Source organism: Nocardia sp. NPDC004604 (assembly GCF_040609795.1).
Taxonomy (GTDB): Bacteria; Actinomycetota; Actinomycetes; order Mycobacteriales; family Mycobacteriaceae; genus Nocardia.
Map to the genome: position 1 here is coordinate 1 of NZ_JBEXLC010000019.1, position 26,892 is coordinate 26,892.

Annotated in this window: 26 protein-coding genes and 1 pseudogene; 16 read left to right on the forward strand and 11 right to left on the reverse strand. The window is 64.9% G+C overall.

Features of this window, described 5'->3' with window-relative positions:
• Positions 1-187: 187 nt before the first annotated feature.
• Complete coding sequence (locus ABZW16_RS09675) at positions 188-667, reverse strand: ester cyclase (protein ID WP_354954073.1); 480 nt, start codon at positions 665-667, stop codon at positions 188-190.
• A 651-nt stretch (positions 668-1,318) separates the two neighbouring features.
• Here ABZW16_RS09675 and ABZW16_RS09680 point away from each other — a divergent pair.
• The gene (locus ABZW16_RS09680; RefSeq protein ID WP_354954075.1) at positions 1,319-2,116 is read left to right on the forward strand and encodes a HEAT repeat domain-containing protein; all 798 of its coding nucleotides are present in this window, start codon (positions 1,319-1,321) and stop codon (positions 2,114-2,116) included.
• Positions 2,117-2,738: 622 nt separating this feature from the next.
• On the opposite strand, the gene ABZW16_RS09685 is transcribed toward ABZW16_RS09680, so the two are convergent.
• Positions 2,739-3,218, reverse strand: a complete 480-nt coding sequence (locus ABZW16_RS09685; protein ID WP_354954077.1) for a DUF4254 domain-containing protein — start codon at positions 3,216-3,218, stop codon at positions 2,739-2,741.
• Between the two features lie 315 nt (positions 3,219-3,533).
• Between ABZW16_RS09685 and ABZW16_RS09690 the strand changes: the two genes are divergently transcribed.
• From ABZW16_RS09690 to ABZW16_RS09730, 9 genes and pseudogenes are all read left to right on the forward strand, one after another.
• A complete protein-coding gene (locus ABZW16_RS09690; RefSeq protein WP_354954079.1) occupies positions 3,534-4,415 on the forward strand; it encodes a helix-turn-helix transcriptional regulator in 882 nt (293 codons plus the stop codon).
• Positions 4,412-4,630, forward strand: coding sequence for a DUF397 domain-containing protein (locus tag ABZW16_RS09695; protein ID WP_354954081.1), 219 nt, complete (start codon positions 4,412-4,414; stop codon positions 4,628-4,630). Before ABZW16_RS09690 ends, ABZW16_RS09695 begins: the two co-directional genes overlap by 4 nt.
• A 161-nt stretch (positions 4,631-4,791) precedes the next feature.
• Positions 4,792-5,376: a DUF3558 domain-containing protein gene (locus ABZW16_RS09700; protein ID WP_354954083.1), complete on the forward strand. Its 585-nt coding sequence runs from the start codon at positions 4,792-4,794 to the stop codon at positions 5,374-5,376.
• A gap of 10 nt (positions 5,377-5,386) precedes the next feature.
• Positions 5,387-5,764: a hypothetical protein gene (locus ABZW16_RS09705; RefSeq protein WP_354954085.1), complete on the forward strand. Its 378-nt coding sequence runs from the start codon at positions 5,387-5,389 to the stop codon at positions 5,762-5,764.
• The gene (locus ABZW16_RS09710; protein ID WP_354954087.1) at positions 5,761-7,059 is read left to right on the forward strand and encodes a hypothetical protein; all 1,299 of its coding nucleotides are present in this window, start codon (positions 5,761-5,763) and stop codon (positions 7,057-7,059) included. Before ABZW16_RS09705 ends, ABZW16_RS09710 begins: the two co-directional genes overlap by 4 nt.
• 4 nt (positions 7,060-7,063) lie before the next feature.
• Complete coding sequence (locus ABZW16_RS09715) at positions 7,064-7,858, forward strand: ESX secretion-associated protein EspG (RefSeq protein WP_354954089.1); 795 nt, start codon at positions 7,064-7,066, stop codon at positions 7,856-7,858.
• Between the two features lie 60 nt (positions 7,859-7,918).
• Positions 7,919-8,110, forward strand: a pseudogene (locus ABZW16_RS09720) (hypothetical protein); the annotation flags it as partial.
• A gap of 522 nt (positions 8,111-8,632) precedes the next feature.
• Positions 8,633-9,880: an alpha/beta hydrolase gene (locus tag ABZW16_RS09725; RefSeq protein ID WP_354954091.1), complete on the forward strand. Its 1,248-nt coding sequence runs from the start codon at positions 8,633-8,635 to the stop codon at positions 9,878-9,880.
• A 230-nt stretch (positions 9,881-10,110) separates the two neighbouring features.
• On the forward strand, positions 10,111-10,398 hold the full coding sequence (locus ABZW16_RS09730; RefSeq protein WP_354954093.1) for a hypothetical protein: 288 nt from the start codon (positions 10,111-10,113) through the stop codon (positions 10,396-10,398).
• A 252-nt stretch (positions 10,399-10,650) separates the two neighbouring features.
• Here ABZW16_RS09730 and ABZW16_RS09735 read toward each other — a convergent pair whose 3' ends face one another.
• Entirely contained in the window at positions 10,651-11,889 is a 1,239-nt protein-coding gene (locus tag ABZW16_RS09735) for an acetyl-CoA C-acyltransferase (RefSeq protein WP_354954095.1), read from the reverse strand.
• A gap of 390 nt (positions 11,890-12,279) precedes the next feature.
• Here ABZW16_RS09735 and ABZW16_RS09740 point away from each other — a divergent pair, with 390 nt between their 5' ends.
• The 3 genes from ABZW16_RS09740 to ABZW16_RS09750 are packed head-to-tail and all read left to right on the forward strand — an operon-like array spanning position 12,280 to position 15,833.
• The gene (locus tag ABZW16_RS09740; protein ID WP_354954097.1) at positions 12,280-13,110 is read left to right on the forward strand and encodes a hypothetical protein; all 831 of its coding nucleotides are present in this window, start codon (positions 12,280-12,282) and stop codon (positions 13,108-13,110) included.
• A gap of 30 nt (positions 13,111-13,140) precedes the next feature.
• Positions 13,141-15,081 (forward strand): fumarate reductase/succinate dehydrogenase flavoprotein subunit, encoded by a 1,941-nt coding sequence (locus tag ABZW16_RS09745; RefSeq protein ID WP_354954099.1) that lies wholly within the window; start codon positions 13,141-13,143, stop codon positions 15,079-15,081.
• A gap of 5 nt (positions 15,082-15,086) precedes the next feature.
• Complete coding sequence (locus tag ABZW16_RS09750; protein ID WP_354954101.1) at positions 15,087-15,833, forward strand: succinate dehydrogenase/fumarate reductase iron-sulfur subunit; 747 nt, start codon at positions 15,087-15,089, stop codon at positions 15,831-15,833.
• A gap of 54 nt (positions 15,834-15,887) precedes the next feature.
• On the opposite strand, the gene ABZW16_RS09755 is transcribed toward ABZW16_RS09750, so the two are convergent.
• The 4 genes from ABZW16_RS09755 to ABZW16_RS09770 all read right to left on the reverse strand — a co-directional run bounded on the left by ABZW16_RS09755 (position 15,888) and on the right by ABZW16_RS09770 (position 17,624).
• Positions 15,888-16,085: a hypothetical protein gene (locus ABZW16_RS09755; RefSeq protein ID WP_354954103.1), complete on the reverse strand. Its 198-nt coding sequence runs from the start codon at positions 16,083-16,085 to the stop codon at positions 15,888-15,890.
• A 152-nt stretch (positions 16,086-16,237) separates the two neighbouring features.
• Positions 16,238-16,462, reverse strand: a complete 225-nt coding sequence (locus ABZW16_RS09760; RefSeq protein ID WP_354954105.1) for a DUF397 domain-containing protein — start codon at positions 16,460-16,462, stop codon at positions 16,238-16,240.
• A gap of 14 nt (positions 16,463-16,476) precedes the next feature.
• Positions 16,477-16,668, reverse strand: a complete 192-nt coding sequence (locus tag ABZW16_RS09765; RefSeq protein ID WP_354954107.1) for a DUF397 domain-containing protein — start codon at positions 16,666-16,668, stop codon at positions 16,477-16,479.
• A complete protein-coding gene (locus tag ABZW16_RS09770) occupies positions 16,665-17,624 on the reverse strand; it encodes a helix-turn-helix transcriptional regulator (RefSeq protein WP_354954109.1) in 960 nt (319 codons plus the stop codon). Before ABZW16_RS09770 ends, ABZW16_RS09765 begins: the two co-directional genes overlap by 4 nt.
• A 560-nt stretch (positions 17,625-18,184) precedes the next feature.
• Here ABZW16_RS09770 and ABZW16_RS09775 point away from each other — a divergent pair.
• Complete coding sequence (locus ABZW16_RS09775; RefSeq protein ID WP_354954111.1) at positions 18,185-18,475, forward strand: hypothetical protein; 291 nt, start codon at positions 18,185-18,187, stop codon at positions 18,473-18,475.
• A complete protein-coding gene (locus tag ABZW16_RS09780) occupies positions 18,475-18,681 on the forward strand; it encodes a hypothetical protein (protein ID WP_354954113.1) in 207 nt (68 codons plus the stop codon). Before ABZW16_RS09775 ends, ABZW16_RS09780 begins: the two co-directional genes overlap by 1 nt.
• Before the next feature lie 179 nt (positions 18,682-18,860).
• Here the strand turns inward: ABZW16_RS09780 and ABZW16_RS09785 are convergent, their stop codons facing one another.
• Together ABZW16_RS09785 and ABZW16_RS09790 are read right to left on the reverse strand one after the other, a co-directional pair.
• Entirely contained in the window at positions 18,861-19,808 is a 948-nt protein-coding gene (locus tag ABZW16_RS09785) for a DNA-3-methyladenine glycosylase 2 family protein (RefSeq protein ID WP_354954115.1), read from the reverse strand.
• A gap of 327 nt (positions 19,809-20,135) precedes the next feature.
• Positions 20,136-22,991: an FAD-binding and (Fe-S)-binding domain-containing protein gene (locus tag ABZW16_RS09790; protein ID WP_354954207.1), complete on the reverse strand. Its 2,856-nt coding sequence runs from the start codon at positions 22,989-22,991 to the stop codon at positions 20,136-20,138.
• A 675-nt stretch (positions 22,992-23,666) separates the two neighbouring features.
• On the opposite strand from ABZW16_RS09790, the gene ABZW16_RS09795 reads away from it, so the two are divergent.
• Positions 23,667-25,547, forward strand: a complete 1,881-nt coding sequence (locus tag ABZW16_RS09795; RefSeq protein ID WP_354954117.1) for an ABC transporter ATP-binding protein — start codon at positions 23,667-23,669, stop codon at positions 25,545-25,547.
• Between the two features lie 456 nt (positions 25,548-26,003).
• Here the strand turns inward: ABZW16_RS09795 and ABZW16_RS09800 are convergent, their stop codons facing one another.
• A complete protein-coding gene (locus tag ABZW16_RS09800; RefSeq protein ID WP_354954119.1) occupies positions 26,004-26,471 on the reverse strand; it encodes a hypothetical protein in 468 nt (155 codons plus the stop codon).
• A gap of 94 nt (positions 26,472-26,565) precedes the next feature.
• Positions 26,566-26,829 carry a hypothetical protein gene (locus tag ABZW16_RS09805; RefSeq protein ID WP_354954121.1) on the reverse strand — a complete coding sequence of 88 codons (264 nt, stop codon included), beginning with the start codon at positions 26,827-26,829 and terminating at the stop codon, positions 26,566-26,568.
• Positions 26,830-26,892 lie beyond the last annotated feature (63 nt).

Below are 26,892 nucleotides of genomic sequence, written 5' to 3' on the forward strand. Positions count from 1 at the left end.
GTTTGCCGGTCGCGGACATGCCCATCATCTCGCCGTCATTGGTGCCCGTGGCAGGGGTGACGGCTCGTAGCATGCGCATGATCGCTCGTGCACGGTTTCGGCCCTCCGAACTCCGGACCGAACCGTGTGCGCATATCCCGCCCGTGTTCTCGCTCAACAAGGACACGGTGCGCATCCACGTTGCGAGTCAGGTTGTTGCGGAATGCGCCGATGGGACGACGCCGAGTTGCTGCATCATCCCGAGCGTGTCCCAACACACCCAGGATTCGACGGCCTTGCCGTCCCGGAACCGACTGATCGTAATTCCCTGAACCACCACTGGTTTGCCGGTCGCGGACATGCCCATCATCTCGCCGTCATTGGTGCCCGTCGCCGTCCATCGGGTGGTGACGAAGTCGCCTTCGGCGATCTGTTCGTTGACCAAGAACCGTTGGTCCGAGAACGCGGCGAGATACATCTGCGCGAGTCGTTTGAAGCCGTCGGGACCATGGACATCGGCGAATGGGTTCTGTGGATCGTGGTCGATGAAGTCGGCTGCAATAACCTCGTCGAACACCGCGAGGTCTCGCGCGTTCCATGCGTCGAAGACGCGCCTTGCCGCGGCCTTGTTCTGTTCTGACATGGCTCTCCTATCGATTGATGGCGCCGAACTGGCGAGTGCGGCCAAGTCGCTACAGGCAGCGTTCGCGGTGCCCGGCGCGGAGTGTGATGCGGAGCGCGGCCGCGATGCCATCAGTGGATCCAGGCGCCGCGCCCCAGCATGTGGACGCTGTCATCACAGCGAATGCCCGCCCGAATATTGTCAGCAGACATTCAGCTACCTGTTAATCGCAAACCCTGAAGCCGGATATCGGAACCATTGTGCGCCTCTTTCGTGCGCGAAGTAAGGGGGCAAACAGAGACTGCCGCGGACCTGCCCCGCACCCACACAATGCCTACCTGCGGATATAGTTCGACAAGTTGACCTGGAGTCGACCGCGAGGATCCATCGGACGAGAACACCGTAGTGGCGCCAGCACGGGTTGTTGCACGGATCGGGCGGCACGAGAATTTACAGCTAATCCATCGTTAATCACTGCTCGTGCACACTTTTGATACGGTCACGACCTGGACGAACTCGAACAGATCATGGCCCAGCTGTCCGGGTTGGCCGCCTATATCGCCGATCACCTCGATGAGATCGACACGCGGATCGCGACCCTGCGCGACACGGGGGGTGGAAGGCATCGCCGCACAGGCATATTCGGAGGCCGATCAGCAGTCGATCTCGGAAGCACGGGAATTCGCCGAAAACAGCGATCGAAGGATGTGAGTACAAGTGGACGGCGGAGGTTCCCCGCTCAATTCGGCGCTGACATCGGGAAATCCTGGTGAGCAGGTCCGTGCGATGATCGAGTTGATCAGGCTCGGCGACGGTCGAGCCGTCGCCGACATCCTGCCGCTCGTCGAGTCGCGCGATGTCGCTGTGCGTAGTGAAGCGGCGCGCGCAATCGGATACCTCGGTGTAGCACAGGTTCCGGTTGTCGGGCCGGTGTTGTTGCGGATGCTGTCGGATGACGACGAGATGGTTCGCAACGAAGCGGCGGAGTCGCTTGGCCTCGTTCGGTATGGCCCCGCGATCGACGTCCTTGTGGACCAGCTGCGCGCCGACCCGTCGTGGATAGTGCGCGCTTCCATTGCCGAGGCGTTGGGAAGCTACCCGGGGCATGGGACCGCCGATTTGGTCGAGTGCGTGCGCGATATCGACGAGTATGGCGCGGTGCGGAGGTATGCGATCGACTCCCTGGGCCGTACAGGTGACCTCCCGCGTGCCGAAATATTGGCTCTAGCTGAGGAATTCGGGCGGGACGAGGAGATCGGACCGCAAGTTCGAATCGTCGCCTATCGGGTCGGCGATCAATCACAGCTGGCGGAGATCAGCCGCGAGGCGGCTCATATGGATCACGAAGACTCGGCCCGCTTGCTCAACGATATCGAGTATCTGTTGCAGCCCCCGATACCACCGACACTGTTGGAGGACTCCGCGCGCATCAAGTCCATGCTCGACATAGTCGCAATGCGCTGGCCGTTGTCCTCGCGGCACGTCGAACGGATCAGCGACATGCTGCCGACATAGAGGGCGGCAGCGCTGGGTAATCGCCGCAGTTCCTGATCAGCTGGAGCAGTCGCAAGCTGGGCGACCAATTTTGACTCGGCGCGGCGGCGCGCCTCCGCGACGCATGTGTTGTCGGTGCGAGTCGGTGGGCGACGCAGGTCATCGGCAACGGTGGGGTTAGGACTCGCGTTGGGGGCCAACGGAGTTCACATACCTTCGACCTGGTCTCATATCGACGCTCCGCACACACACCGAGTCGAAAATCAGAACCTCTGTGCGAGCCTGGATTTGGTGCGGTCCGCAGCAGGGGGTCGGTTCAGGGGCCACCGAGCAGGCGGCGGCCGGTGGTCGAGCGGGGGACGCTTTGGATGACATCGTGGTCTTTACCCCCTCGCATCCTGCGCCGCGCGCTGCCCGAGTCAACAGCCAGGTGATGAGGCTTGCGGTGGTTGGCCGGAAGTTCCTCGTCCGGGCATTCATGACCGAGCTCGAGCCGGTACTGCTGTCGTTGTGGAAGCGGTTGCGTGCAGGGCTGGTCGCGTGTCGCGCACGAGCGGAGCAGGGCCAACCTGACCGCTTGGATGCGAGGCTGCTCAGCGCGTCGGCAAGTGCGCGTCGGCAACCGATGGTGGGCAGCCGCAGGTTAGGGACCGCCTGGGAGGCGGCGGCGGCCGGTGGTCAGGTCGGTGGTCAGGTCTTCGTAGGCGATGGCCAGTTCGGCCAGGCGCTCCCAGGCCTCGCCGAGGGCGTGGTCGGAGGGGCTGGTGAGGGCGGTGTAGGCGGTGGCGGTGTAGGCGGCTAGGCGGTCGATTACGGTGCCGAGGGTTTCGGTGTGTACTGAGGCGGAGCCGTGGGCGGGGGGTAGGTTGGCGTGGATCCAGTGGTCGATTTCGCGGACCAGATGTGTTCTGCGGGTGTCTATTTCGGGGTTTTGGCAGCCGTGGTCGGGCGAGCATTGTGGTGCGAGTTCGTTGCGGGCGGCGGCAGGGGATGGGTGGGTGCGGCGGCGTTCGTGCAGGCAGGTGAGTTCGTAGGCCGCCTGTAGCAGTGGGTGCTCGGTGTGTTCGACGCCGCGGCAGGCGCGCAGCACCGCTCCTTTGGTCGGCAGCGGGTCGATCAGCATGGCAGCCCTCGGGGTGAGTCGGATGTGTCGAGTGCTGGGTGGGTCATGGATGCCTCGGTTCGTATCGGTGAATTCCGGTGCGCCCGGCCGAATTTCCGGATAACGGCGATCCGTTGTGATCCAATGGGCTTCTCGGTTTCCTACGGCTCACCGGCCGGGCGCGGCAACAGCAGAGCACGCGACAGGCGGAGGAGTCAGCTTCTTCATGGGGTTTTTCAGCCATTCGCACCGAAGTGCGAGGACGAAATCCGTTCGCGTGGAACACATCCATCCACGGACGAATCTCTTCAGATCCGAGACCGAAGGCAGGGGGCCATGTCGGAAACAGGAAGCACGGTGCCGCGACGGCAGCTGGGACGGCACCTCCGAGACCTGCGCTTGCAGGCCGGAATGACCATGCCGGAAGCCGCGCGGCTGATCGAACGCGGCACGACGACGCTACAGCGATTGGAGACTGGACAGACGAACAAGGTACGGCTGCTGGATATTCGGGAGTTGTGCAGTGTGTACGACGCCAACGATGTCGTCACCGCAGGGCTGCTCGGGCTGGCGCAGGAGGCTTCGGGGAAGTGCTGGTGGCATGAGTACGGGAAGCTTGTCCCAGAAGACTTCGACGTGTACGTGGGGTTGGAAGCGGCGGCGCAACGGCTGACGTCGTACGCGCCGGATATCGTGCTCGGGCTGTTGCAAGCACCGGATTACGCACGTGCACTTCTGCGTTCGGCGCTCCCAGGTATCTCCAGCAGGGAGATCGATCGTCGGGTCGAAGTGAAGCGACGCCGTCAGCGGATTTTGACCCGCAAGCGGCACGCTACGGAATTGAACGCTGTTCTCCTTGAATGTGCGGTACGCCGGGTCGTCGGCGACCCGCGGGTCATGAGTGCACAGTGTCGACACCTTGCGGACATGTCGACACTGCCGAACGTCACGCTCCGAGTACTCCCGTACTCGGCCGGTATCCCGTTGGGTGATCCGGTCGGGCTGTTCACTGTCGTCGAATTCGGACTGGACAAGAAGATGCAGCCCATCGAGCCACCGGTTGTCTACCTTGAAAACTTCACTGGGGATTTATATCTGGAGTCGCCGGGTGATGTGGAGCGTTACCATGTGGCTCATGAGTCCATCCGGCGCTCTGCGTTGGATGAGACTGCGAGCAGGAGTCTGCTTCGGCAGCTAGCTAGGGAGTACGGCGCGTGAGCGACAAGTACCAGATCGACCTTGCAGGAGCTCGCTGGTTCAAGAGCACCCGCAGCTCAGCAACCAAGGATTGCGTCGAGATCGCCTTCCTGCCCAGTGGCGTCGTCGGGGTGCGAGATTCGAAGAATCCGGACGGCCCAGCGCTGGTGTTCGGTGGCGGCGCGTGGGATGCGTTCGCTGCCGCCATCGCTGATGGGGAATTCCACCGGTCGTAGTCGATCGCTTCGAGACCTCCCGCTCATCTGATGCGGGAGGTCTCGATCTTGTTGGTCCTGCCCTCTCATTGCTGGTCGCAAGCGTCCGGCGGTAAAGTGCGTGGGCATCGGGGGATATCGCGTAGCCCCTCGGCATACGGTGGCGGCGAAGGGGTTCGCGAATGACTGGTCGAGCGAAGGTGCTGCCTACTGCGGCCTTGGCCCTTGGCACGGCACTGCTGCTTGCCGGGTGCAACGGCGATTCGACGGATGGGAAGCCGACTGTGGTCACGTCGAGCGCACCGAGGTCAACGGCAGCCGCGACGGCATCGGTCGATCCTGAAGCCGCGATCTGGGATCCGTGTACCATCCCCGATTCCGCAATCTCTGCGCTTGGGTTGAACACTTCCACCAAGGACAACAAGGTCGCGGGAGTCGACTTCACCGGCTGGAAGGTTTGCAGCTGGCTATCCGTACCCAAGACATACACCCTCGGAGTCCTGTCGTCCGAGCACACGCTCCAGGAGGCCAGACAACGGACCGACTATGTCGACTACATGTCAACAACCGTCGGCTCCCGTCCCGCACTCCAGTTTCGACAGCCCGGCACTAGGCACGATATGACGTGCTGGCTCGCCGTTGAGGTGCCACACGGGATGGTCGAATTCGATGTGATCAACCGATACGGAGTCGACGGAGCGGGTGAACCATGTGCAGAGGTGAGTCGTCTCAGCGAAGCCTTGGCCAAGTATCTGCCTGAACGCTGAAGGAGGGGGAATGATCAGCGGTATCAACCCGGGCGAATGGACCCGCCTGCTCGACAGCGCCAACGCCGGTGAGCTGTTGCTGGACCCGGAAGTCGGGAAGGACCTGGACAAGGTCTGCGACGATCAGATCGACCGGTTGAACACCGTGCTCGAGCGGATCGATTTCATTAGCAACATAACAGGGCTCGGCACGTTCAACTCCGGGAAGATTCTAGAGAAGAAGTTCTCCGAAACTGCGTCTAGCACCAATCGATCCCTGGACACCGTGGTCCAACAGCACATCGAGTCCGTCAAAACCGCGAAAGAGGTCGTGGCCAAAGCGATCGCAAACTTTGTCGCCCAAGACCAACACCGCGCCTCCCAGTTCAACCAGGTGGCCCCGGAATGACATACGAGGACTACCAGCGCCGCATCATCGAAGCGCAGGAACAGTGGAACCGGGATCGCGACTGGATCTATAAGACCGAATCCGGCTACAACAACTTCGACGGCGAGACGCAACCGCCGCACATCACCACTCCGGACAGCTACGACCACCTCACTCTCCAGGAAATGCAGACCGCCGTCTCGGCGATGAAGCCCAAACTGGTCGATGAAGCGGTCACCGCGTGGGCGAATATCGGTCTAGAACTTCAGGGTTCGTTCGAAACCTTCAAACGCGAATTCGCACGCACCATCACCGGCCAAAACGGCCACTCCGGCTGGACGGGCGCGGCGGCACAGGCCGCGACGACTGCGGTGAACAACTACTACGAAAAATCCGTCCCACTCGCCACGGCGGCAACGCTGACCAGCCTCAAGCTCTCCGAAATGAAGACCGGCCTCGAGCAGACCCAGGCACTCATGCCCGGCCTCACCGAACGCCCGGAGATCACCGGTAAGACGCTGCCCAAGGACGGCGTCATGAAGTCCGGCGAATACACCCAGACCGAGGCCGAGCAGGAGGGCCGCAGAATCCTGCGGACGGTCTACGGCCAGGTGGCGGGGCAGACCGATGTCGGGCTTCCGTATATGCCCACCGCGCCGACGATCACGGACGGCCCCGGCGGCCCGGTCACACCAGGGCCGAATCCCGGTGGCTCACCAGGCGATTCAGGTGGGGGTGGTGGTTCCGGCAACGGCAACGGCAACGGCGGCCCGACAGGCGGGGACTCGGGATCCGGTACGGGTGGACAAACGGGCACGCAACCATCGGCGGTGACGTCGGATACCACGACGCCCACCAGTACGAATCCGCAAAGCACCACGTCGACAACGCAATCCAGTTCACCCACCACCGCGACACCGACCACGTCCGGAACCAGCGGTCCGTCCACGGGCACCCCGCACTCCGCGACACCCGGAATCGGCAGCCCCTCGAGTGGCCGCACCGGCACGGGTAGTCCGGGCACCACCTCGGGCGGCCCGGGCCGCAGCGTCGCGGGCACACCCACCACCGGCTCCACCGCAGCCGCCTCGGCCGCGCGCCAGAGCACCACGGCATCAGGCCGTGCCGGAACATCCGGAATGTCGGGCATGGGCGGGGCCGGTCAGGGGAAGGGCAGCGATGAGGATCGCAAGAAGGGTGTTCCCGATTACCTCATCACCGCCGAGCACGGACAAGAAGCCACCGGACTGGATTCGCTACCCAAGACCGTGCCCCCGGTGATCGGCGGTGACCACGACGGTGCACAGCAGTACTAGGGGGATGGCAGCCGACGGGGTGAGCAAGCACAGGCTCACCGGCTTGGAGTTCGAAATGCTCTGGGCCGCATACGGTCGCGACCGGCTGCCGTACCCGCTGCACTACCGCACGGAAATCACCGAATTCGACGAACTGGAACGCCACCGCGAAGCCGCGCTCACCGCCCTGCTCGACAAATACTCCCCCGAACTCGAACACGCCATCGAGGTGCTGCTCGAGCCGGACGCCCGGGTGGAGTCGAAAGGTTTCGGCGGCCCCTACCTATCCGAGACCTACCGATTCCACGGCGCGGTCCGCGACCGCATGGGTGCCGCGCTGACCCAATTGCCCGGCGTCACCGCCGACACCGGCGGCGATGTGGTCATCACATACTGCACCGCCCAGCAGGTCTGCAGCCACGCCGTCGCCGCCTTGCCGCAGCGCGGTCCCGGCACGCAACCGCGACTGGAGTTCCGGCGCGAGGAGATCGCCGCCGACCGCGACCGCCATATCCGCCGCGCCCACGACTACGGCCCCCTCGAACAACTGGACCGCATTTTCCAGCGCACCCGCTCCGGCCTGGGTGAGATCACCATCTACGCGGGCCCGGCCGTCGACGCCCGCCCCACCCCCGGTCGCGGCTTCTGGTGGATGGACTACCCCGACGGCCGCTACTACGTCAAAACCGGCGACCCCATCATCGCCGCCCCCATGGACGCCCCCGCCATGGCCGCCGAAATCCACCGCCTACTCACCCTCACCCAGCGCTACCACCGCGAAGACCTCGCCCACGACGAATACCTCCGCTCCCGCCGCTGACCCGCCCCTATCTGTCAACTAGCGCCGCGCGAAACCGAGCAAATGACGCCTCGGCCCAGCGGCCGCTACCGATGGCTGGAGGAGGGCATCTTCGATCCGCGCGAGGGCATCGGACCGTGGATTGCGGAATGGCAGATGGCTCCGTCGACCGAGGTCGATCTGCTGCAACCGTTCTTGCCGTCCACCCGCAGTCACGCGGCCACCTACTGCCCCGCCCCTGCACTACCCGCTTCGGCTGCTCGCCGAACGTAGTCATAAGGCGGTAAATACGGCCTTGGTGACCGCCATTCGACTACCTTCGGCCGCCCCCTGGACCAGGGGCGATATGGCAGGAGATATCTGGACGCGGCAATAGGCCGGAGCCGGTACGAGCCGTCACCTGCGGCAGGGGTGACGGCTCGTGCATGAGCAGCTGGGCCCGCACTGAATCGATGAATATTTAACAATCTTGGAAAATAGATAGATTCCGATAGATTTTCGATACTTCGGAGTCGTGATCGCCCGATAGCGATTTCTAGGAAATCTGATCAAATCTGATCAATTGGCCGACAAATTGCGGCCGACCATGGTTGTCTACCCGAATCTAGCGTCTAACCTACTGGCTCTTAGATTCACCGAGCGGCGAGCGGACGACCCCGCGATGTCGATCGGCGGCCTCAGTTGGACAACGCGTACATAACGACCGGTATGGAGTGCTAACGGCTCGGGAATCCAACTCGACAACCGGGCAAGAACGCTCCGTACGGGTGTCCACCGAGGCACAGGAGAACCTTCATGTCCATGACCATCGCCCGGCGGGCCGCCGACTACGACGGCCATCGCATTACGGTGTCGGCCGACGACGGTGTCCCGATCGCGGTCCGCACCCACGGCGCCGACGACGCGCCCCTGACCATCGTCTTCGTGCACGGCCACTGCCTGCGCACCGAATCCTGGTCATTCCTGCGCGATCAGCTGCGGCGACAGTGGGGGACAGTCGGCGAAGCCGCGGGTAGGCACAGCGGGCTGGCAGTCAGCGAAGCCGACGGGCCGGGTTGGCACAGCAGGCTGACGGTCAGCGAAGCCGACGGCGCGGGCTGGCACAGCAGGCTGACGGTCAGCGAAGCCGACGGCGCGGGCTGGCACAGCGGGCTGGCAGTCGGCGAAGTCGACGGGGCGGGTTGGCACAGCGGGCTGGCGGTCAGCGAAGCCGACGGGCCGGGTAAGTACAGCGACGGAGCGGTCGGCGAAGTCGACGTGGCCGACTATCGGGGAACCGACCCCCGAATGGTCTTCTACGACCACCGTGGCCACGGCGAGTCCGGCGTTGCCCACCCCTCGACCTACACCATCGATCAGCTCGGCCACGACCTCGACGCCGTACTGCGCACGGTCGTGCCGACCGGCCCGATCATCCTGGTCGGACATTCGATGGGCGCGATGGTGACCCTGGCCTACTCCCGGCTGTTCCCGGCGGCGATCGGCACCCGAGTGGTCGGCATCGGCCTGATCGCGGGCGCGGCCAACGGCCTCACCGAGGTGGGACTCGGCCGGTTGCTGAATCGGCGCGCGGTGAACTCGCTACAGACTGCGGTGCTGCGCGCACCGCGGCTCATGCATGCCTCCAAGCGGCTGTCCCGCCGGATCTTTGAGCCGATCGCCCGCGAGGCAAATATGGGCACCAAGACGACGAACCGTCGCATGGTCGCGATCGCCGCGGCGATGATGAACGACACCCCGCTGCTCACCATGTCGAGTTTCCTCGCCTCGCTGATCACCTTCGACGAGAGCGCGTCGCTGCAGCGCCTCGGCGACATTCCGGCGTTGGTGCTGGCCGGTTCGGCCGACATTGTCGTGCCGTTCACGCATTCGGTGGTGCTGGCCTCGCAACTGGCAGGCTCACAGCTGGTCCGGCTCGAGGGCGCGGGACACAGCGTGCACCTGGAACGCGCCGAAGAGGTGGCCTCCTACATAGTCGACCTGGTCGATCGGGTCATCATCGCCATGCGCGGTCAGGGTCCCGGATACGCCACTGCCAGCTGAGCTCGCGTTCGTCGAAGCGCACGGATGACTTGCCACGCCCATTGGCAATGATTGGGCAAACATCCGAAAAGTTGGTCCGACGAGCCAGATCGCAATTCCTCACGTACTGTGTTGTAGATCACGTTGTGTGGTGAGTCACACGACTTGGTGCAGGGCGCTCCCAGGCAGACCATGGAGGCATCCACTACCCACCGAGTTCGTCTGCCCGCCAAGGAACACAGGAGGTATCGATGACACGCAGCGAAATAGCTGAACTCCGCTACGCGGTCGGGCAGCTCCGGCAATCCATCGGCGCACTGCGCACTCACTATGGCGACGCCAATTCGGTGCGCCGACTGGAAAACGACCTCGAGCGGCTCGTGATCGATGCCGATGAACTCGAGCAGTCACCGCCGCAGCAGCTCACGCATCGCCCGCAGGAGACCATCTACGTCCCGGACAGCAAGTCCGACGAGGCGGCGTGGATGGGCGCGCAGGACGAGGGCCTCGGCTTCCACTCCCGCCCGCGCACGAAGTAGCTCCCCCGGTTCCGCGCGCCGTCCGTACCGGTCGGCACGCAAGCTGGCATACGCGCTTTGTTCACCGCACACGCGCAATCGCACGTGTGCGGTGAACAACCCCCATGTGTGGCAGCCCCGCAGCTCGGGATGTACTGCGCCCCTGGCATATTCGCTCGCGCTCTCCCCCCGCGATACTGCTGCCGCGGTCCGTCCGGATTGCTCAGCGGCCGCTAGAACAGCGCGTGCGCGGCCTCGATCTGATCCTCCGACTCAAGAGGCGCGGTGCCGACCGGACCTGCGGGACGGGCGGACGCCGTGAAAGCGGGCGCCGCGGGGAGTCTCGGGGATCTGGGCGGCGCCCGCCGATTCGAAGAGAGCCGCGATGCCGTGGTCGGGGCCGAGTGCGATCGCCTCCAGACCGTAATTGCCGTTGGTGCGGGCCAGCTCGTGCAGCATCGTGGTCATGATCCGCAGGCCGGTCGCGCCGACCGGATGACCGAGCGCGATCGCCGAACCGTTGACGTTGAGTCGCTCACGCGGATCCAGCTCCCATTCCCGTGCCAGTGCGAGCACTTCCACCGCAAAGCCCTCATTGACCTCGATCAGATCGAGATCGTCGAGGGTGAATCCGGTGCGGCCGAGCAGTTTGGCGACGGCCGGGGCGGCGCCGAGAGTCGCGGTGTCCGAATCACATCCGGCCGCGGCCCAGCCGACCAGATAGGCCATCGGCACCAGGCCGAGTTCGTCGAGCCGGTCCTCGGCCACGACCAGGCAGGCCGACGCACCGTGCCGATATGAACTCATATTGCCCGCGGTGACCACACCGTCGGAAATCAGCGGGCGCAGCATTGCCAAGGTACGGGTGGAGACGTCCTCGCGCACACCTTCGTCGCGCATGATCCGATGGCGCACCGCGGTATCGAATTCGTTCCAGTCCGTGTCATCGTCGACGACCCCGACCGGGATCACCTCGGCGGAGAAGGTGCCCTGCCGCCAGGCGCGGGCGGCCTTGCGATGGCTTGCGACGGCGAACTCGTCGGCCGCCTCCCGGCTGATGCCGTAATAGCGGGCCAGCTCTTCGACATTCGCCAACTCTTCGGCATTGGCCAGATCGCCGGTCCGGTACGGATCGGTCGAAAGGCAATCGCTGGCGGCCGAACATTCGATCCCACCGGCGACCACCACATCGGCCGCACCGGTCTGCACCATCATCGCCGCGGTGATCACCGCCTGCAGACCACTGCCGCAGCGGCGGTCGGTCAGGAATCCGGGCACCGCGAACGGCAGTCCGGCGACCCGTGCGGCCAGCCGGCTCAGCTCGGGGGCGCTGGCCCGGTTGTCGACACTGGCCATCGCGACATCCTCGATGCGCAGCGGATCGATGCCCGCGCGGGCGATCACCGCCGAAAGGACGGTCGAGGCCAGCCATTCCGGCGGCATACCGGACAGTGCGCCACCCTCGATCCCGCTCGGGGTCCGGACCGGGGCCACGATCGCGGCTCTCCTCATCTGGGCTCTCCTTCCCCGGCCGGGCTGTCCGCGAGCAGCGGTCGCATCAGCCCACGTCAGCGGTTGAATCTCCAGACAGGTGACCACACGTTTGTTGCCGCCGCGTGACGTTCGTGCGGCCGAAGAATCGACCTGCGGTTTCCTTGCCGGCGGACTCGCTCGAATCCTGTTCCGTTTTAGGAGAGTTCGGCGGTTTCGCGGTCGGCTCGCCGCGGCCCGCGGGAGGCAGACCTCGATCGAATGTGGCGGAAATCACGGACCTGAGGGTGGGTCATGTTTGGCGGGACCTCGCTCACTCGATAGCCGGGTTGTCGTATGGTGCTCAGCATCACATTCGATTGCGGAGGTCACGGGGACCGTCCGCACAGCAGATCAGCGAGGCATCCACCTGTGAGTGCCGCACCGACCGCCACCCCGGAAACGGGCACCGGCGTCTTCAGCAAGACCAGGGCCGCCATCTCCGCGCGCACACTGCGCACCGACCGATGGTGGATCCCACCGCTAACGACGGCCGCAGGACTGGCCGCCTTCGTCATCTACGCGACGATCAGATCGTATGTGCGAACGGCATATTGGGTAGCCGACTACCACTACCTGACGCCGTTCTACTCACCGTGCGTGAGCACCGACTGCGTCGAGGGCGCCCGTCACTTCGGCGCCTGGTTCGGCCATATCCCGGCGATCCTGCCGCTGGGCTTCCTGGTCCTGCCGTTCCTGCTCGGATTCCGGCTGACCTGCTACTACTACCGAAAGGCCTATTACCGCGCGGTGTGGTTCTCGCCGCCCGCCTGCGCGGTCGCCGAACCGCACGCCAAATACACCGGCGAGACCAAACTGCCGCTGATCATCCAGAACGCGCACCGCTATTTCTTCTATGTGGCCGTGCTGGTTTCACTGGTCAATACCTGGGACGCGATCTACGCATTCCACGGCAAGACCGGCGGCTTCGGCTTCGGCCTCGGCAATATCGTGCTGCTCGGCAACGTGATCCTGCTCTGGGCCTACACCCTGTCCTGCCATTCCTGCAGGCACATCATGGGCGGCAAGCTCAAGCACTTCTCCGCGCACCCGGTGCGGTACTGGTTCTGGACCCAGGTCTCCAAGCTCAACACCCGCCATATGGCACTGGCCTGGACCACCCTCGGCACGCTGGTGCTGACCGACTTCTACGTGATGTTGGTTGCCAGCGACACGATTTCGGATCTGCGGTTCATCAACTAACCGCCCTCACAAACCAGGAGTTTCGCGGCCATGCCAGAAGTGGAACGGCACAAATACGACGTCGTCGTCATCGGTGCCGGTGGCGCCGGACTGCGCGCGGTGATCGAAGCACGCGAACACGGTCTGTCCGTCGCGGTGGTGTGCAAGTCATTGTTCGGCAAGGCGCACACCGTGATGGCCGAGGGCGGTTGCGCCGCCTCGATGGGCAATGCCAATGAAAAGGACAACTGGCAAACCCATTTCAAGGACACCATGCGCGGTGGCAAGTTCCTCAACAACTGGCGCATGGCCGAATTGCACGCCCAGGAGGCGCCCGACCGGGTGTGGGAGCTGGAAACCTATGGGGCGCTGTTCGATCGGACCGCCGATGGTCGGATCAGCCAGCGCAACTTCGGTGGCCACACCTACCCCCGACTGGCGCATGTCGGCGACCGCACCGGACTCGAGATCATCCGGACCATGCAGCAGAAGATCGTTTCGCTGCAGCAGGAGGATTTCGCGGAGACCGGCGACTACGAGTCGCGCATCAAGGTTTTCGCCGAATGCACCATTACCGAATTGCTGAAGGACGGCGACCGGATCTCGGGCGCGTTCGGCTATTGGCGCGAGTCCGGGCGCTTCGTCCTGTTCGAAACGCCCGCGGTGGTGCTGGCGACCGGTGGCATCGGCAAGTCCTACAAGGTCACCTCCAACTCGTGGGAGTACACCGGCGACGGACACGCGCTTGCGCTGCGGGCCGGGGCGACGCTGATCAATATGGAATTCCTGCAGTTCCATCCGACCGGCATGGTCTGGCCGCCCAGTGTGAAGGGCATCCTCGTCACCGAGGGTGTGCGCGGTGACGGTGGCGTGCTGAAGAACAGCGAAGGCAAGCGGTTCATGTTCGAGTACATCCCGCCGGTCTTCAAGGGGCAGTATGCCGAAACCGAGGAAGAAGCCGATCAGTGGTTGCGCGATAACGACTCCGCGCGCCGCACCCCGGATCTGCTGCCCCGCGATGAAGTGGCCCGCGCCATCAACTCGGAGGTGAAGGCGGGGCGCGGCACCGAACACGGCGGGGTGTATCTGGATATCGCCTCGCGGCTGCCCGCCGAGGAGATCCGGCGGCGACTGCCCTCGATGCACCATCAGTTCAAAGAGCTCGCAGATGTGGACATCACCAAGGAGCCGATGGAGGTCGGCCCCACGTGCCATTACGTCATGGGCGGCATCGAGGTTGATCCGGATACCGGCGCGGCCACCGTGCCCGGATTGTTCGCCGCGGGTGAGTGTTCCGGCGGTATGCACGGCTCGAACCGGCTCGGCGGCAATTCACTGTCGGACCTGCTGGTATTCGGTCGGCGGGCCGGACTCGGCGCCGCGACCTACGTCGAGGAACTGGCCGAGCGGCCAACGGTATCCGACACCGATATCAGCTCCGCCGCGAAAGCTGCGGTGGCGCCGTTCGATCCGCCTGTCGAGGGGACGGGGGAGAACCCGTACACCCTGCACACCGATCTGCAGCAGGCGATGAACGATCTCGTCGGCATCATCCGCAAGGAACACGAATTGCAGGAGGCCATCACGCGCCTGGCAGACCTGCGCAAACGCTTCGCCAATATGACGGTGGAGGGGCATCGGCAGTTCAACCCGGGCTGGCATCTCGCCCTCGACCTGCGCAATATGCTGCTGATCAGCGAATGTGTTTCGCAGGCAGCGCTTTTGCGCACCGAGAGCCGGGGCGGACACACCCGCGACGACTTCCCGACCATGGATGCGGCCTGGCGCAACAAGCTGCTGGTGTGCTCGATCGATCCCGCCGACGCGGACGGACCGGTGCCGGGCGTTCAGGTCGTTTCCGAGGACCAGATCCCGATGCGGGCCGACCTGCTCTCGCTCTTCGATCTCGGTGAGCTCGAAAAGTATTACAACCCAGCCGAACTCGCCTCCCATCCGGCAAGTTCGGTATCAGCCACGGAAGGCGAGGCGTAGGGAAAATGGGTTATGACGCCGAATTCCGCGTGTGGCGCGGCGATATCGACGGCGGTGAACTGCAGGATTTCACCGTCGAGGTGAACGAGGGTGAGGTGGTGCTCGACATCATCCACCGCCTGCAGGCCACCCAGGCGCCCGATCTCGCGGTGCGGTGGAATTGCAAAGCGGGCAAATGCGGTTCGTGTTCGGCCGAGGTGAACGGTCGGCCGCGGCTGCTGTGTATGACCCGGATGTCGACGTTCCAGCCGGATGAACTGATCACCGTCACGCCGATGCGTACCTTCCCGGTGATCCGGGATCTGGTGACCGACGTGTCGTTCAACTACCAGAAGGCGAGGGAGATACCGTCTTTCACGCCTCCCGACGATCTCAAGCCCGGCGACTATCGGATGCAGCAGGTCGATGTGGAACGCTCCCAGGAGTTCCGCAAGTGCATCGAATGCTTCCTGTGCCAGAACACCTGTCACGTGGTCCGCGACCACGAGGAGAACAAGGAAGCCTTCGCCGGCCCGCGGTTCCTGATGCGAATCGCCGAGCTGGAGATGCATCCGCTCGATGTGGCCGACCGCCGCAATCTGGCGCAGGACGAGCAGGGACTCGGACTCTGCAATATCACCAAATGCTGCACCGAGGTCTGCCCGGAACACATCAAGATCACCGATAACGCCCTGATCCCGATGAAGGAACGGGTGGCGGACCAGAAGTACGATCCGCTGGTCTGGTTGGGCAACAAGCTCTTCCGGCGCTGACCCACCCTCGCGACCACCGGCCGGGATTCGATGCCCGGCCGGTCGGCGCACCCTTTATAACAACGCGACGACTCCGACGGCGACCATCCATACCAGCACGCCGACGAACAGCGACGATAGAAATGAGCCGGTGAGGACAAAGACACCCACCGCCGACACCGCGAAAAGCAGTGCCACGATCAGCCATTCCACCCAATCGCCCGGTCGCAACTTCTTGTACCGGGGATGGGAACTCTTGAGCCCACGGTCCACAAGTTGTTGTCTACCCGTAATCGCCAGCGGCAAACACAGTTTCGTTGTCGAATCTGCACTGTTTCGTGATCTCCTCGATCACATCTGATCACCGGGCATCGCACGGCCGTCAGGTGACTGGACCCGGCGGGCACTCCGCCGGGCCGATCGCACTACTCGGGCCGGTCGAACTCACCATCGTGCACACCCGCGGTGAAGGCGGTCCATTCACCGGGCGTGAAGACCAGGACCGGGCCATCGGGATTCTTACCGTCGCGCAATGCGACGTGACCCTCCGCTAGCAACGCCACCTCCACGCTGTCCTTTCCGGTGCCATCACCGGCCTTACGCCAGATAGCATCGGACAGATCAACATTCGCACCCTTGTTGATGCTCACGCCTCGCAACTCCCTCAGAACTCGCCACCCGCCACACCGGCGGTGCAGACATTCCATGCGCCCAGGGTGAAGACCAGGGCGGATCCACTCGGATTCTTGCTGTCGCGCACGCCGACCCGACCGCCTTCTAGGAAGGCGACGCAGTCCTTACCCGCGCCACTGCGGGTGAGCTCGAGCCACTGCGCGCCAACCAAATCCGTACTCATGCCACATACTCCTTCGCCACCTGCCGAAGCAGATGTCTGCTGGATTGAATATCCAGCGCACTGCGCTGGAGGCACTCGTGCGCACGATCGTACCGCTGGACATCGGCTTGTCTTTCGAGGTAGAGATCCCCGGTCAAGCCCTCGGCGTACACCACCGGCGGCTCGACCGGCTGGCCCTTGCTATCGGTTCCGAATGCCAGAACCGTGAACGGTCCGGTGGAAACCCCGAGTGGAGCACCGGCCGCGAACGGCAGGATACGCAGGCAAATATTGGGTTGGGTACTGATATCGGCAAGATGACGTAGCTGCGCCGCCATCACTTTGGCGCCACCGACCACCCGGCGCAGGACCGATTCGTGCAACACCACATCCACCGTCGCCGGTATGGCCTTGCGGGTGATCAAAGCCTGGCGCTGCAACCGCAATTGGACACGTCGCTCGATTTCGGCATCCGAATCATCGGGATAGCCAAGGCGATTGAGGGCTCGGGCATAGTCGGCGATCTGGAACAGGCCGAGTACGAGTTCGGATTGGTAGCAGGCGAGTCGCCGGGCCGATGCCTCCAATCCGACGTAGACGTCGAAGTTCTCCGGGATGAGGTCGCCGTAGGCGTGCCACCAGCTCTTGGCCGCGGCCTGCTGGGCCAGGCCCTTCAGGCCGTCGGACAGTTCGTCCGGGATGCCGTAGATGTGACACAGCTCTTGGATATCGATGGTGCGAATGCGGTCTGCCTGGCCTTTTTCCAAGCGCTGCAGGGTGCTTGCGCCCCACTCCATCAGCCTGGACGCTTCGGCGATGGTGAGGCCCGCCTGGGTGCGCCAGTCCCGAAGATATCGGCCGAGTTGGCGTCTGGGTAGGGTAGAGGCGGTGCTGTCCGGGGATAGTCGGTCCGAAGGTTCGGTCCCGCGCGCGGCATCCCGGGAACTGTCTGACGCTCTTGCCGAACTCGCTGACACAGCACGCTCCGTTCTGTATTCAATTGCGACGTTCGCGGGTCCCTACGTCAGCACGCAGGCTTCCGCCTCCGGACCCACGGCGCACACCGCGGGCTCGGATACAGACCCAAAGGTTTGCTCCGGGGCGACCCCACAAGCTCGGTTCCCCGTCACTTCGCTTGGGTAGCGGGTTGTTTCGTCCACTATGGAGAATCCTCCCTTCCCGGTTGGGTTTTGTGCTGGGAATTCGCGCCAAATCTTCGGATATCCCCCAAGGACGTCGTTCGTGACATGTCACGGTGGTGTGCTGGAAATGTGCCCGGAGTGAACAGGCGTCGTTCCCCTCGCTTGGTGAAAGCTCCGGGCACGCACAGTATTCGATGGCGACGCTCGCGGCGCCCTCCGTGGTCATGCAAGCTACCGCCTCCGGGCGCGTCGCAAGCGTCGCAGATTCGGTGGCGACACTCGCGGCGCCCTCCGTGGTCACGCAAGCTACCGCCGCCGGGGCGCGTCGCAAGCGTCGCAGGAATCGCACGTAGGAACGAGGAGTCATGGCTGTAAGTGTCATAGCGTCGTCGTTGATGACCAGCGATTTGACCCCGCATCGAGCCCGCAGCGTCGGGCAGGAGAGCTGGGTGGTTTCCTATTTGCCCGGGCGCACCCTGACCTGCCCCCAGGCGGTTGCCGCCCTGCAGGTTGCTGAGGTGGTGCCAGCACTGCTCGGCGCGGTCGGCAATCTCGCCGAAGGGATCGGACTCACCCCACTCGAGGCCCTGGGGATGGCAATTCAGCAGGCCCCATGGGACGACGGGCCGGTCTCCCGATACAGCCGATATGTCCGCTCGGTCCGCCGCCGGGCGGAGGTGGTCTGATGCAACTCACCAACCTGAATATGCATGTCGCCTCGCTACTGGCCTGTGGCAGCGACCCCGGTGTGCTGACAACCGAACAAGCCCACGCCGCAATGCAATTGCATATCGACTGCACCGTCGACCGGTGCCGGGTCCGCCGAGCGGCTCGCACGACACTGGTCGAGGCGGGCAAATGTGTGTTGGACGAGCGCGCGCTGCCGTTATGAGCGCCGCCGAGCCGACAGCCATTGTCTCGACCACACGCCAGCACGGCGTTCCGGATGTGCTGCTGGACTGCCTTCGGGTGCTGCGGTGGGTGACTGCCGAATCGGTGGCCCATCGTCGGCATGCTGCCGCCCGACCGCCGGATGAGCTGCCGAAACATTTTGTCCGGCAAGGGCTCCGGTCAGTGCCAGGTGTGATCGGTGAGCGGGGTGCGCGGGCCGAACTTCGGCTTGTGCGCGTACCCGCTGATCTCCAGCAGGCGGACGGCCCGATAACGGTGTGGCCGTAGCGGTTCCAGATATTCGACCATTGCGGCATCGTCGATGGGCTCTCCGAGCAGGGTCCAGCCGACGATGGCCGCGAGGTGGTAGTCGCCGACCGATAGGGCATCCGCATCGCCGAAGGCGCGCTGGCCGATCTCCGCTGCGGTCCATACACCGATACCGGGCACCGTCCGCAGGCGCCGTGCGGCCACCGCGGGTTCCTCGGCGACCGCCCGCTCCAGCGCATCCGCCAGCCGGGCCGCGCGCACGATCGTCTGCGCGCGCTGCGGCCCGACATTGGCGCGATGCCAGGTCCAGGACGGGATCCGGCGCCAGGTATCGGCATCCGGCGGCAGCAGCAATCCGTCGGGTGCCGGCCCCGGTGCGGGCGAGCCGAACTGCCGCACCAGCTTTCGCCAGGACGCGCGGGCGGAGACGGTGTGCACCTTCTGTTCGAGTACCGCGGGCACCAATGCCTCGAAGACCAGGCCGGTGCGCAGCATGCGCAGTCCGGGGAAGCGGCGGTGCGCGTCGACGATCTTCGGATGTTCCGGGACGAAATCGGACAGATCCTCGTCCAGGCACAGCATATGGTCGAGACCGTCGAGGAATTCGGCGGCGCCGGGGCCCCAGGCGCGCGCGTCGACCGCATGGCTACCGGCTTGGCTGAGGCGGTAGGTGACCGGGCCGGTCGGCATCCGGGAGGCATGCCAGTGCGCACCGTCGGTGGCGACTTGATGACACGGGTCACCGCGACCGCGGGAAAGCGGCGCGAGGGTTGGCGCGAGGTCGATCGGGCCCTCGGCGGTGACCGTCCTGGTCAGACCGGACCGGCTCTGGTCCGGTTCGGCCGTCTGATTGCGCACCGATCTATTGTGCCCGCCGGACCTGTGCGCGGACCTCTCGCCCACCGTTGCCGCGTGCGAATGTTGCGTGGCAAACCGGAGTTTCGGTCCGAGTGTGCGATTCTTGATAGAGATTCGACATAACCCCAGATACGCCGACATTTAGTAACGTGACAAATAGGTGTGGCGATATTGTTGCGTTCGGCAAATAGCTGGCAGTCGCCAAAACGGAGGTTTCGAATGATCACCACTGTGCTCAACTGGTTGCTCAATGCCTGGGGTGCGGTTTCCGCGGGCAGCTCGGGCTACCAGATTCCGCCCGGCACCCTGCCGTTCGGCAGCTGACACTCACTCGCCGAGCAGGAATTGCGCAAGGTGTAGCCCGCGGCGGCCGCTCAGCTGCGCCGCCTGGGTGCGACATGAGAAACCGTCCGCGATCAAGATCGAATCGTCCTGCGCGTTTCGCAGCGCGGGGAGCAAGCCATTCTCGGCCACCGCGACCGAAATGTCGTAGTGCCCGGACTGCATTCCGAAGTTTCCCGCGAGGCCGCAACATCCGGTGACTTCGGTCACATTTATCCCTATGCTGGCTAACAGTTGGCGATCGGTATCGAAGCCGAGTACGGCATGGTGATGGCAATGCGGTTGGACCACCACGGATTGTCCGGTCCGCGGTGGCGGGCGCCAATTCGGCTGTTCGGCGAGGAACTCCGCGAGGGTGCGCACGGCCGCGGCGGTCGCGGCCGCACGGGGGTCCTCCGGTAGCAGTTCCGGCAGGTCCGCGCGCAGCACGGCCGTGCACGACGGTTCGAGGCCGACGACAATGCCGCCGCCGCGCACATGCTCATCCAGGGCATCCAGGGTCGCCCGCAAGCGGGCTCGGGCGCCGTCGAGCTGACCGGTGCTGATCCAGGTGAGTCCGCAGCACACGCGTCGCCGGGGGATGCGCACGCGATAGCCGAGCGACTCGATCAATGCCACTGCGGCCAAGCCTATTTCGGGGTCGAAGACGTCGGTGAACGTATCGACCCACAGCATGACCTGCTGCGCCGCAACACCCTGCCCGTGCGCGGCGTCCGCCAATGGCAGGCCCGCCGGCGATCGGGCGATATCGGTTGCCGGCGCTCGACCGGTCGCGGGCTCCGCTGCGCGCGGATGGTTCGACGAATCCGCCTGCTCGTTCAGCTCACGCCAGATCCGGCGGAAGCTGCGGTCCGCCAGCCGCGGAACCGCGCGGTGCGGATCCATTCCGGCGGCGCGCAAACCAATTCGACGCAGCCATCCGATATCCGCCGATGCGTTCACCGCGCGCGGCATTCGGCTCATGGCAGCCAGCCAGCGCGGCAGCCAGCCCAGCGTGTAGTGATCGATCGGGCGCGGGCGGTGTCGGTACCGGCGGTAGAGCGCCTCGGACTTATAGGTCGCCACATCGACCCCGGCGGGGCAGTCGGAGCGACATGCCTTGCAGGACAGGCACAGCTCGAGCGATTCGGCGACCGCCTCGGACGACCAGGGGAGTGCGCCGCGCACTACCTCCTGGAGCACCCGGGCCCGGCCGCGGGTGCTGTCCTTCTCGTCGGCGGTGGCCAGATAGGACGGGCACATGAAACCACCGGTCGCCCGGGTGTCGGCACGGCATTTGCCGACACCGACACAGCGATGTACGGCCGCGGCGAGATCACCGCTGTCCTGTGGAAACGCGAAACCACCGGCACGTTCGATCGGACGCACACCGACCAGCCGCAGATCCGCATCGATCGGACGCGGGGCGACCAGTACGCCCGGATTCAGTACCTCGTCCGGATCGAAAAGTGCCTTGTACCCGGCGAATACGTCGAGTGCATCCGGGGAGTACATGGCCGAGAGCAATTCCGAGCGGGCCCGGCCGTCGCCGTGCTCACCGGACAGTGATCCGCCGTAGCGGACCACCAGTTCGGTCGCGTCGTGCAGGAAGGTCCGAAAGCGTTGCGGCGCATCGGCAATGGGCAGATCGAGCCGGACGTGGATACAGCCGTCGCCGATATGGCCGTATAACAGGCCGTCCACGCCGTGGTCGCTGGTCAGCGCGGCGAAATTGCGCAGATATGCGCCGAGGTGCTCCGGCGGGACGGCCGCATCCTCCCAGCCCGGCCACGCCGGATGACCCGCCGGAGTGCGTCCGGCCAATCCGGCTCCTTCGGCTCGAATCCGCCAGAGCGCCGCGGCGACACCGGGATCGGTGACGATCTTGGCATCGAGCGCACCGACGCTCCGGCAGAGCTTTTCGGCCGCGGCATATGCCTCGGCGGCGGTGTCGGCGGCGGATTCGACGAACAGCCAGCCGCTGCCGCGCGGCAGTTCCGGTACGCCGCTGGTTGCGCCGCGGTGTACCCGCACGATATCGACCAGTCGCGCGTCGATGCCCTCGACCGCGATCGGATCACCTGCCATAACGGCCGCGATATCGTCCGCGGCGCTGGCGATATCGGGATAGCCGAGCACCGTGAGCACCGTGGCCCGTGGCAGCGGGACCAATGCCACCGTGGCCTCGAGCAATATCCCGCAGGTGCCCTCGCTGCCGACGAACGATTTGGCGACCGCGGAACCACGTTCCGGCACTAGATGTTCGAGCCCATAGCCGGAGGCCTGCCGATCGAATCGGCCGAGTTCGGTGCGCAGCACGGCCAGACTCGCCCTGGTGAATTCGGGCAACCCGGGGATTGCCGACGGATCGTCCGCGAGCGTCCGCGCCGCACCGGTACCATCGAGAATCCGCAGTTCACGCACATTGTCCGAGGTGCGCCCCCACGCCACCGCATGCGGTCCGCACGCATTGTTGCCGATCATCCCGCCGAGCGTGCACCGATTCTGCGTCGACGGATCGGGCCCGAACCGCAGTCCGTACGCCCCCGCCCGACGCTGTAGTTCCGAAAGGACGACACCCGGCTGGACCCGCGCCACCCGCTGCTGTGGGTCCAGCTCGCGGACGGCATTCATATATCGACTGAAGTCGAGCACGATCCCCGGGCCGATGGCATTGCCCGCCACCGAGGTTCCCGCGCCCCGTGCGGTAATCGACAGCCCGTTGTTTTTGGCGAACTCGAGAGTGCGCGCCACATCCTCGTCCACGCGTGGGAACACCACGGCAGTGGGGAGCACCCGATAGTTCGACGCATCCGAGGAGTATTCGGCCCGCCTGCGTGCGGACGCGTCGACCTCGCCCATGATCGCGCGCCGCAACCCCTCGAATACCCGCTCCTCGTCCACTCTGCCAGCCTATGCACGCCCGCACCGCCGCCGCGAGATCCGCGCGCGGCTGCTTCGGTGGCGCGGCGACACAACGGCCCCGGCGACACCGACGACACAGCGACTCCGCCGACACAACGGCCCCAGCGACACCGACAGCACAGCGACTCCGCCGACACAACGGCCCCAGCGACACCGACAGCACAGCGACTCCGCCGACACAACGGCCCCAGCGACACCGACAGCACAGCGACTCCGCCGACACAACGGCACGGCGACACAACGCCTCCGGGGGTACAGCAGCTGCGGCGACTCTGGCGTAACGGGGACTCTGGCGACACAACGACGCTAGCGACACGGCGACTCCTACGGCACAGCGGCTCCGACGACACGATGACACTGGCGGCACGGCGGTTTCGGAACTCCGGCGGCACGGCGGACTCCGGCGGTTTCGGCGACACGGTGGTTTCGGCGACTCCGACGACTTCGGAGCGACAGTCGATTCGGCGACGGCTCTGTGCGGATGCCGCGAAAGCGTATGGCTGTTTCGCTGTGCGCGGAATCGGCGCGGAATGGGCTTGTGCTCAACCTTTGTTGAGGTCTTAGTGTCGGTGCCCAGGTGTTCGATGGGTGGGGAGCGAGAGGGAGTACCAGGTGAGTATCGAATCGGTGGCGTGGAGCCAGATGTACCGGCGGGCCAACGCGCCGCAGGAGCAGCGGCCGTTCCGGCTCGCGACGGCCGAGCGCATCCTGCGGTTCGCGGGGCCGCATCGCCGCCGGATCGGTGCGTTCTTGCTGTTCAGCGTGATATCCGCACTGCTGGCGGTGGCCACGCCGGTGCTGGCCGGTCGGGTCGTCAATGACATCGTCGGCGGGGCCGCGCCGCGGGTGGTCGTCGTCCTCGCGATGGTGATCGGCGGGCTCGCGGTGGTCGATGCCGCACTCGGGCTGCTGATTCGCTGGCTGTCCTCGCGCATCGGTGAGGGGCTGATCCTGGATCTGCGGACGGCCGTCTTCGATCATGTGCAGAAGATGCCGGTCGCGTTCTTTACCCGGACCCGCACCGGCGCGCTGGTCAGTCGGTTGAACAGCGATGTGATCGGGGCGCAGCGCGCATTCAGCGACACCCTCTCCGGGGTGGTCACGAATCTGGTCACCCTCGCGCTCACGCTCGCCGTCATGGTCCGCATCTCCTGGCAGATCACCCTGCTCGCGCTGGTGCTGCTGCCGGTATTCGTGGTTCCGGCGCGGCGGATGGGCAATCGGCTCGCTGGCATGCAGCGCGAGGCGGCCGGACTCAATGCGGCCATGAGCACCCAGATGACCGAACGCTTCTCCGCACCCGGCGCGACCCTGGTGAAGCTGTTCGGGCGGCCGCAGCAGGAGTCCGAGGAATTCGCGCTGCGGGCGCGCCGGGTGCGCGATATCGGGGTGCGCACGGCGATGTTGCAGACCGTCTTCGTCACCTCGCTGACCCTGGTTTCGGCGCTGGCGCTGGCCCTGGTCTACGGACTCGGCGGTTGGTACGCGCTGCGCGGACAGTTGGATGCCGGTGCGGTGGTATCGCTTTCGCTACTGCTGACCCGGCTCTACACACCGCTGACCGCACTGGCCAGCGCGCGGATGGAGATCATGTCCGCGCTGGTGAGCTTCGAGCGGGTCTTCGAGGTGCTCGATCTGCGGCCGCTCATCGAGGACGCACCCGATGCCGTCGCGGTGCCCGCGGGCCCGGTCGCGGTCGAGTTGGACAATGTCAACTTCGGATACCCCTCCGCCGACAAGGTATCGCTGGCCTCGCTGGAGGATGTCGCGACGCTGGACACCCGCGGCGGGGTCGAGGTACTGCACAATGTGTCGCTGCGGGCCGAACCCGGTCAGCTCGTCGCGCTGGTCGGCTCCTCGGGCGCCGGAAAATCCACGGTGGCCCAACTCGTTTCCCGGCTCTACGACGTGGACAGCGGTGCGGTTCGGCTGAACGGGACCGATGTGCGCGCACTGAGCACAACTTCGATCCGCGATACTGTCGGCCTGGTCACCCAGGACGGCCACCTGTTCCACGACACGATTCGCGCCAATCTGCTGTTGGCCCGCCCGGAGGCGACCGAGGCGCAACTGTGGGATGCGTTGCAGCGGGCCCGGTTGCGCGATCTGGTCGAGTCACTGCAGGACGGTCTGGATACCGTCGTCGGCGAGCGCGGCTACCGACTCTCCGGCGGTGAACGCCAGCGGTTGACCATCGCCCGGCTGCTGCTGAAGCAACCGCGCGTGGTGATCCTCGACGAGGCGACCGCATCGCTGGACTCGACCTCGGAAGCCGCTGTGCAAGAGGCGCTTTCGGAGGCACTGGACGGCCGCACGGCACTGGTGATCGCCCATCGCCTGTCCACCATTCGCGCCGCCGACCAGATCCTGGTGCTCGAGGACGGCCGAATCGTGGAACGCGGCACGCACACCCAGCTGCTGGCCGCCGACGGCCGCTATGCCGAGTTGTACCGCACGCAGTTCGCGGAGGAACCGGTCACCGTGGCGGCCTGACCGGCTCAGTCCGTCTGGTCGGTTGGCTCGAAATCGATTGCGTCGACTATGTCGGAGTCACCGTAGTCGTCGGGCCAACCGTCTTCGCCTACCTCGCACAGACCCGTCGGCCCGCTCCAGCAGGACCGGGCCGTCGGTCGGAGCCACCCGCAGCTTGGTTCGGATGTCCCGGTGGAATGCCTCGAGCAATCTCGGAATGATCGGCCACGGCAGGCCAGGTGGCCATGATTTGAGTCTGGTTGCAGCGCAATCCTTCTGCAGGTGTGGTCTGCGTCGATACCCGGTGGGCCGCGAGAACCATTTCGCAGCAGGTTCTTTGGCTGTGCGCGCGGACCCGACGGCCGGATCACTCACCGGGTGCCTGCTATTCGGCAACGGCGATGGTGGCGGCAAGATGTGCTGGACCAGGCCTAGCGCGCTAGGTCTGGTCCAGCAGTTCCGACCTCGAATTCAGGTCTACGGCAAAACCAGTTCCGGGCTGTAGATACGAGCGATCCCCTGGCCGTTTTTGGTGACTTCGGTGAAACTGACATAGCGATGACCGGCCTTCGCCAGTGCCGCGTCCACAGTCAACGGCGGGGAAGGATACCTTCCGTTCAGGCAAGGGAATTCGCCACTGGTGGCGACCATTTCATCGCTCGCCCCGCTGGCATAGGCATCTTTATCCACCACGGTCACAACCATGGTGCAATTTTCGCGGGTGATGGTGTCATTCTTGATCGTGAGGCCGCCAAATGCCCTGGGTACGCCATTCTCGACGTAGACACATGACTCCACCTCCGCGGAGCCATCATTCGACAGATAGGGGCCCATGCAGCTGTAAGGGCTATCCGGGGTGGCAACGGCCTCCGGTGCCATCAAGAGCAGTGGCGCCGCACTGGCAAAAACGCAAGACAGGACACGTGACAACGAACCGATGGGCATGTAAGACCTTTCGATTTCAGATGATTCAGATCTGCGACGAATGAACTCATCCCGCCTTGTATACGTCATCCGTTCGGCCAGGTAGCCGCCGGGATCACTCCTGTCCGGTCACTAGCGTGAGGTAGCGGTGCAGTGATGTTTTTGGGATGCCGGTCTTGCTCGTGATTTCGCCGATTCTGTTTCCCTGTTCGCGGAGCAGTCGGGCATAGTCGATCTTGTCGTCGGGCCAGGTGGTGGGTCGGCCGATGTGGCGGCCTTTGGATTCGGCGATGGCGCGGGCGCGGGCGGTGCGCCCGGCGGTGAAGGTGCGCTCCATCTCCGCGAACAGCGCGAGCAGTAGGAACGCGATGCGGGCCACGCCCTCGTCGGCCGTATTGATCGGGATGGTCGGCCAGCGTGAACACGCCGATTCCGCGGTGAT

Bases quoted from the DNA above. Each gene is read 5' to 3' on its own strand.
- ABZW16_RS09765 (WP_354954107.1), bottom strand. From the start codon at position 16,668: ATGAGTACGGATTTGGTTGGCGCGCAGTGGCTCGAGCTCACCCGCAGT.
- ABZW16_RS09705 (WP_354954085.1), top strand. From the start codon at position 5,387: ATGATCAGCGGTATCAACCCGGGCGAATGGACCCGCCTGCTCGACAGC.
- ABZW16_RS09730 (WP_354954093.1), top strand. From the start codon at position 10,111: ATGACACGCAGCGAAATAGCTGAACTCCGCTACGCGGTCGGGCAGCTC.
- ABZW16_RS09780 (WP_354954113.1), top strand. From the start codon at position 18,475: ATGCAACTCACCAACCTGAATATGCATGTCGCCTCGCTACTGGCCTGT.
- ABZW16_RS09725 (WP_354954091.1), top strand. From the start codon at position 8,633: ATGTCCATGACCATCGCCCGGCGGGCCGCCGACTACGACGGCCATCGC.
- ABZW16_RS09800 (WP_354954119.1), bottom strand. From the start codon at position 26,471: ATGCCCATCGGTTCGTTGTCACGTGTCCTGTCTTGCGTTTTTGCCAGT.
- ABZW16_RS09690 (WP_354954079.1), top strand. From the start codon at position 3,534: ATGTCGGAAACAGGAAGCACGGTGCCGCGACGGCAGCTGGGACGGCAC.
- ABZW16_RS09685 (WP_354954077.1), bottom strand. From the start codon at position 3,218: ATGCTGATCGACCCGCTGCCGACCAAAGGAGCGGTGCTGCGCGCCTGC.
- ABZW16_RS09745 (WP_354954099.1), top strand. From the start codon at position 13,141: ATGCCAGAAGTGGAACGGCACAAATACGACGTCGTCGTCATCGGTGCC.
- ABZW16_RS09735 (WP_354954095.1), bottom strand. From the start codon at position 11,889: ATGAGGAGAGCCGCGATCGTGGCCCCGGTCCGGACCCCGAGCGGGATC.
- ABZW16_RS09775 (WP_354954111.1), top strand. From the start codon at position 18,185: ATGACCAGCGATTTGACCCCGCATCGAGCCCGCAGCGTCGGGCAGGAG.
- ABZW16_RS09750 (WP_354954101.1), top strand. From the start codon at position 15,087: ATGGGTTATGACGCCGAATTCCGCGTGTGGCGCGGCGATATCGACGGC.
- ABZW16_RS09790 (WP_354954207.1), bottom strand. From the start codon at position 22,991: ATGGGCGAGGTCGACGCGTCCGCACGCAGGCGGGCCGAATACTCCTCG.
- ABZW16_RS09700 (WP_354954083.1), top strand. From the start codon at position 4,792: ATGACTGGTCGAGCGAAGGTGCTGCCTACTGCGGCCTTGGCCCTTGGC.
- ABZW16_RS09710 (WP_354954087.1), top strand. From the start codon at position 5,761: ATGACATACGAGGACTACCAGCGCCGCATCATCGAAGCGCAGGAACAG.
- ABZW16_RS09715 (WP_354954089.1), top strand. From the start codon at position 7,064: ATGGCAGCCGACGGGGTGAGCAAGCACAGGCTCACCGGCTTGGAGTTC.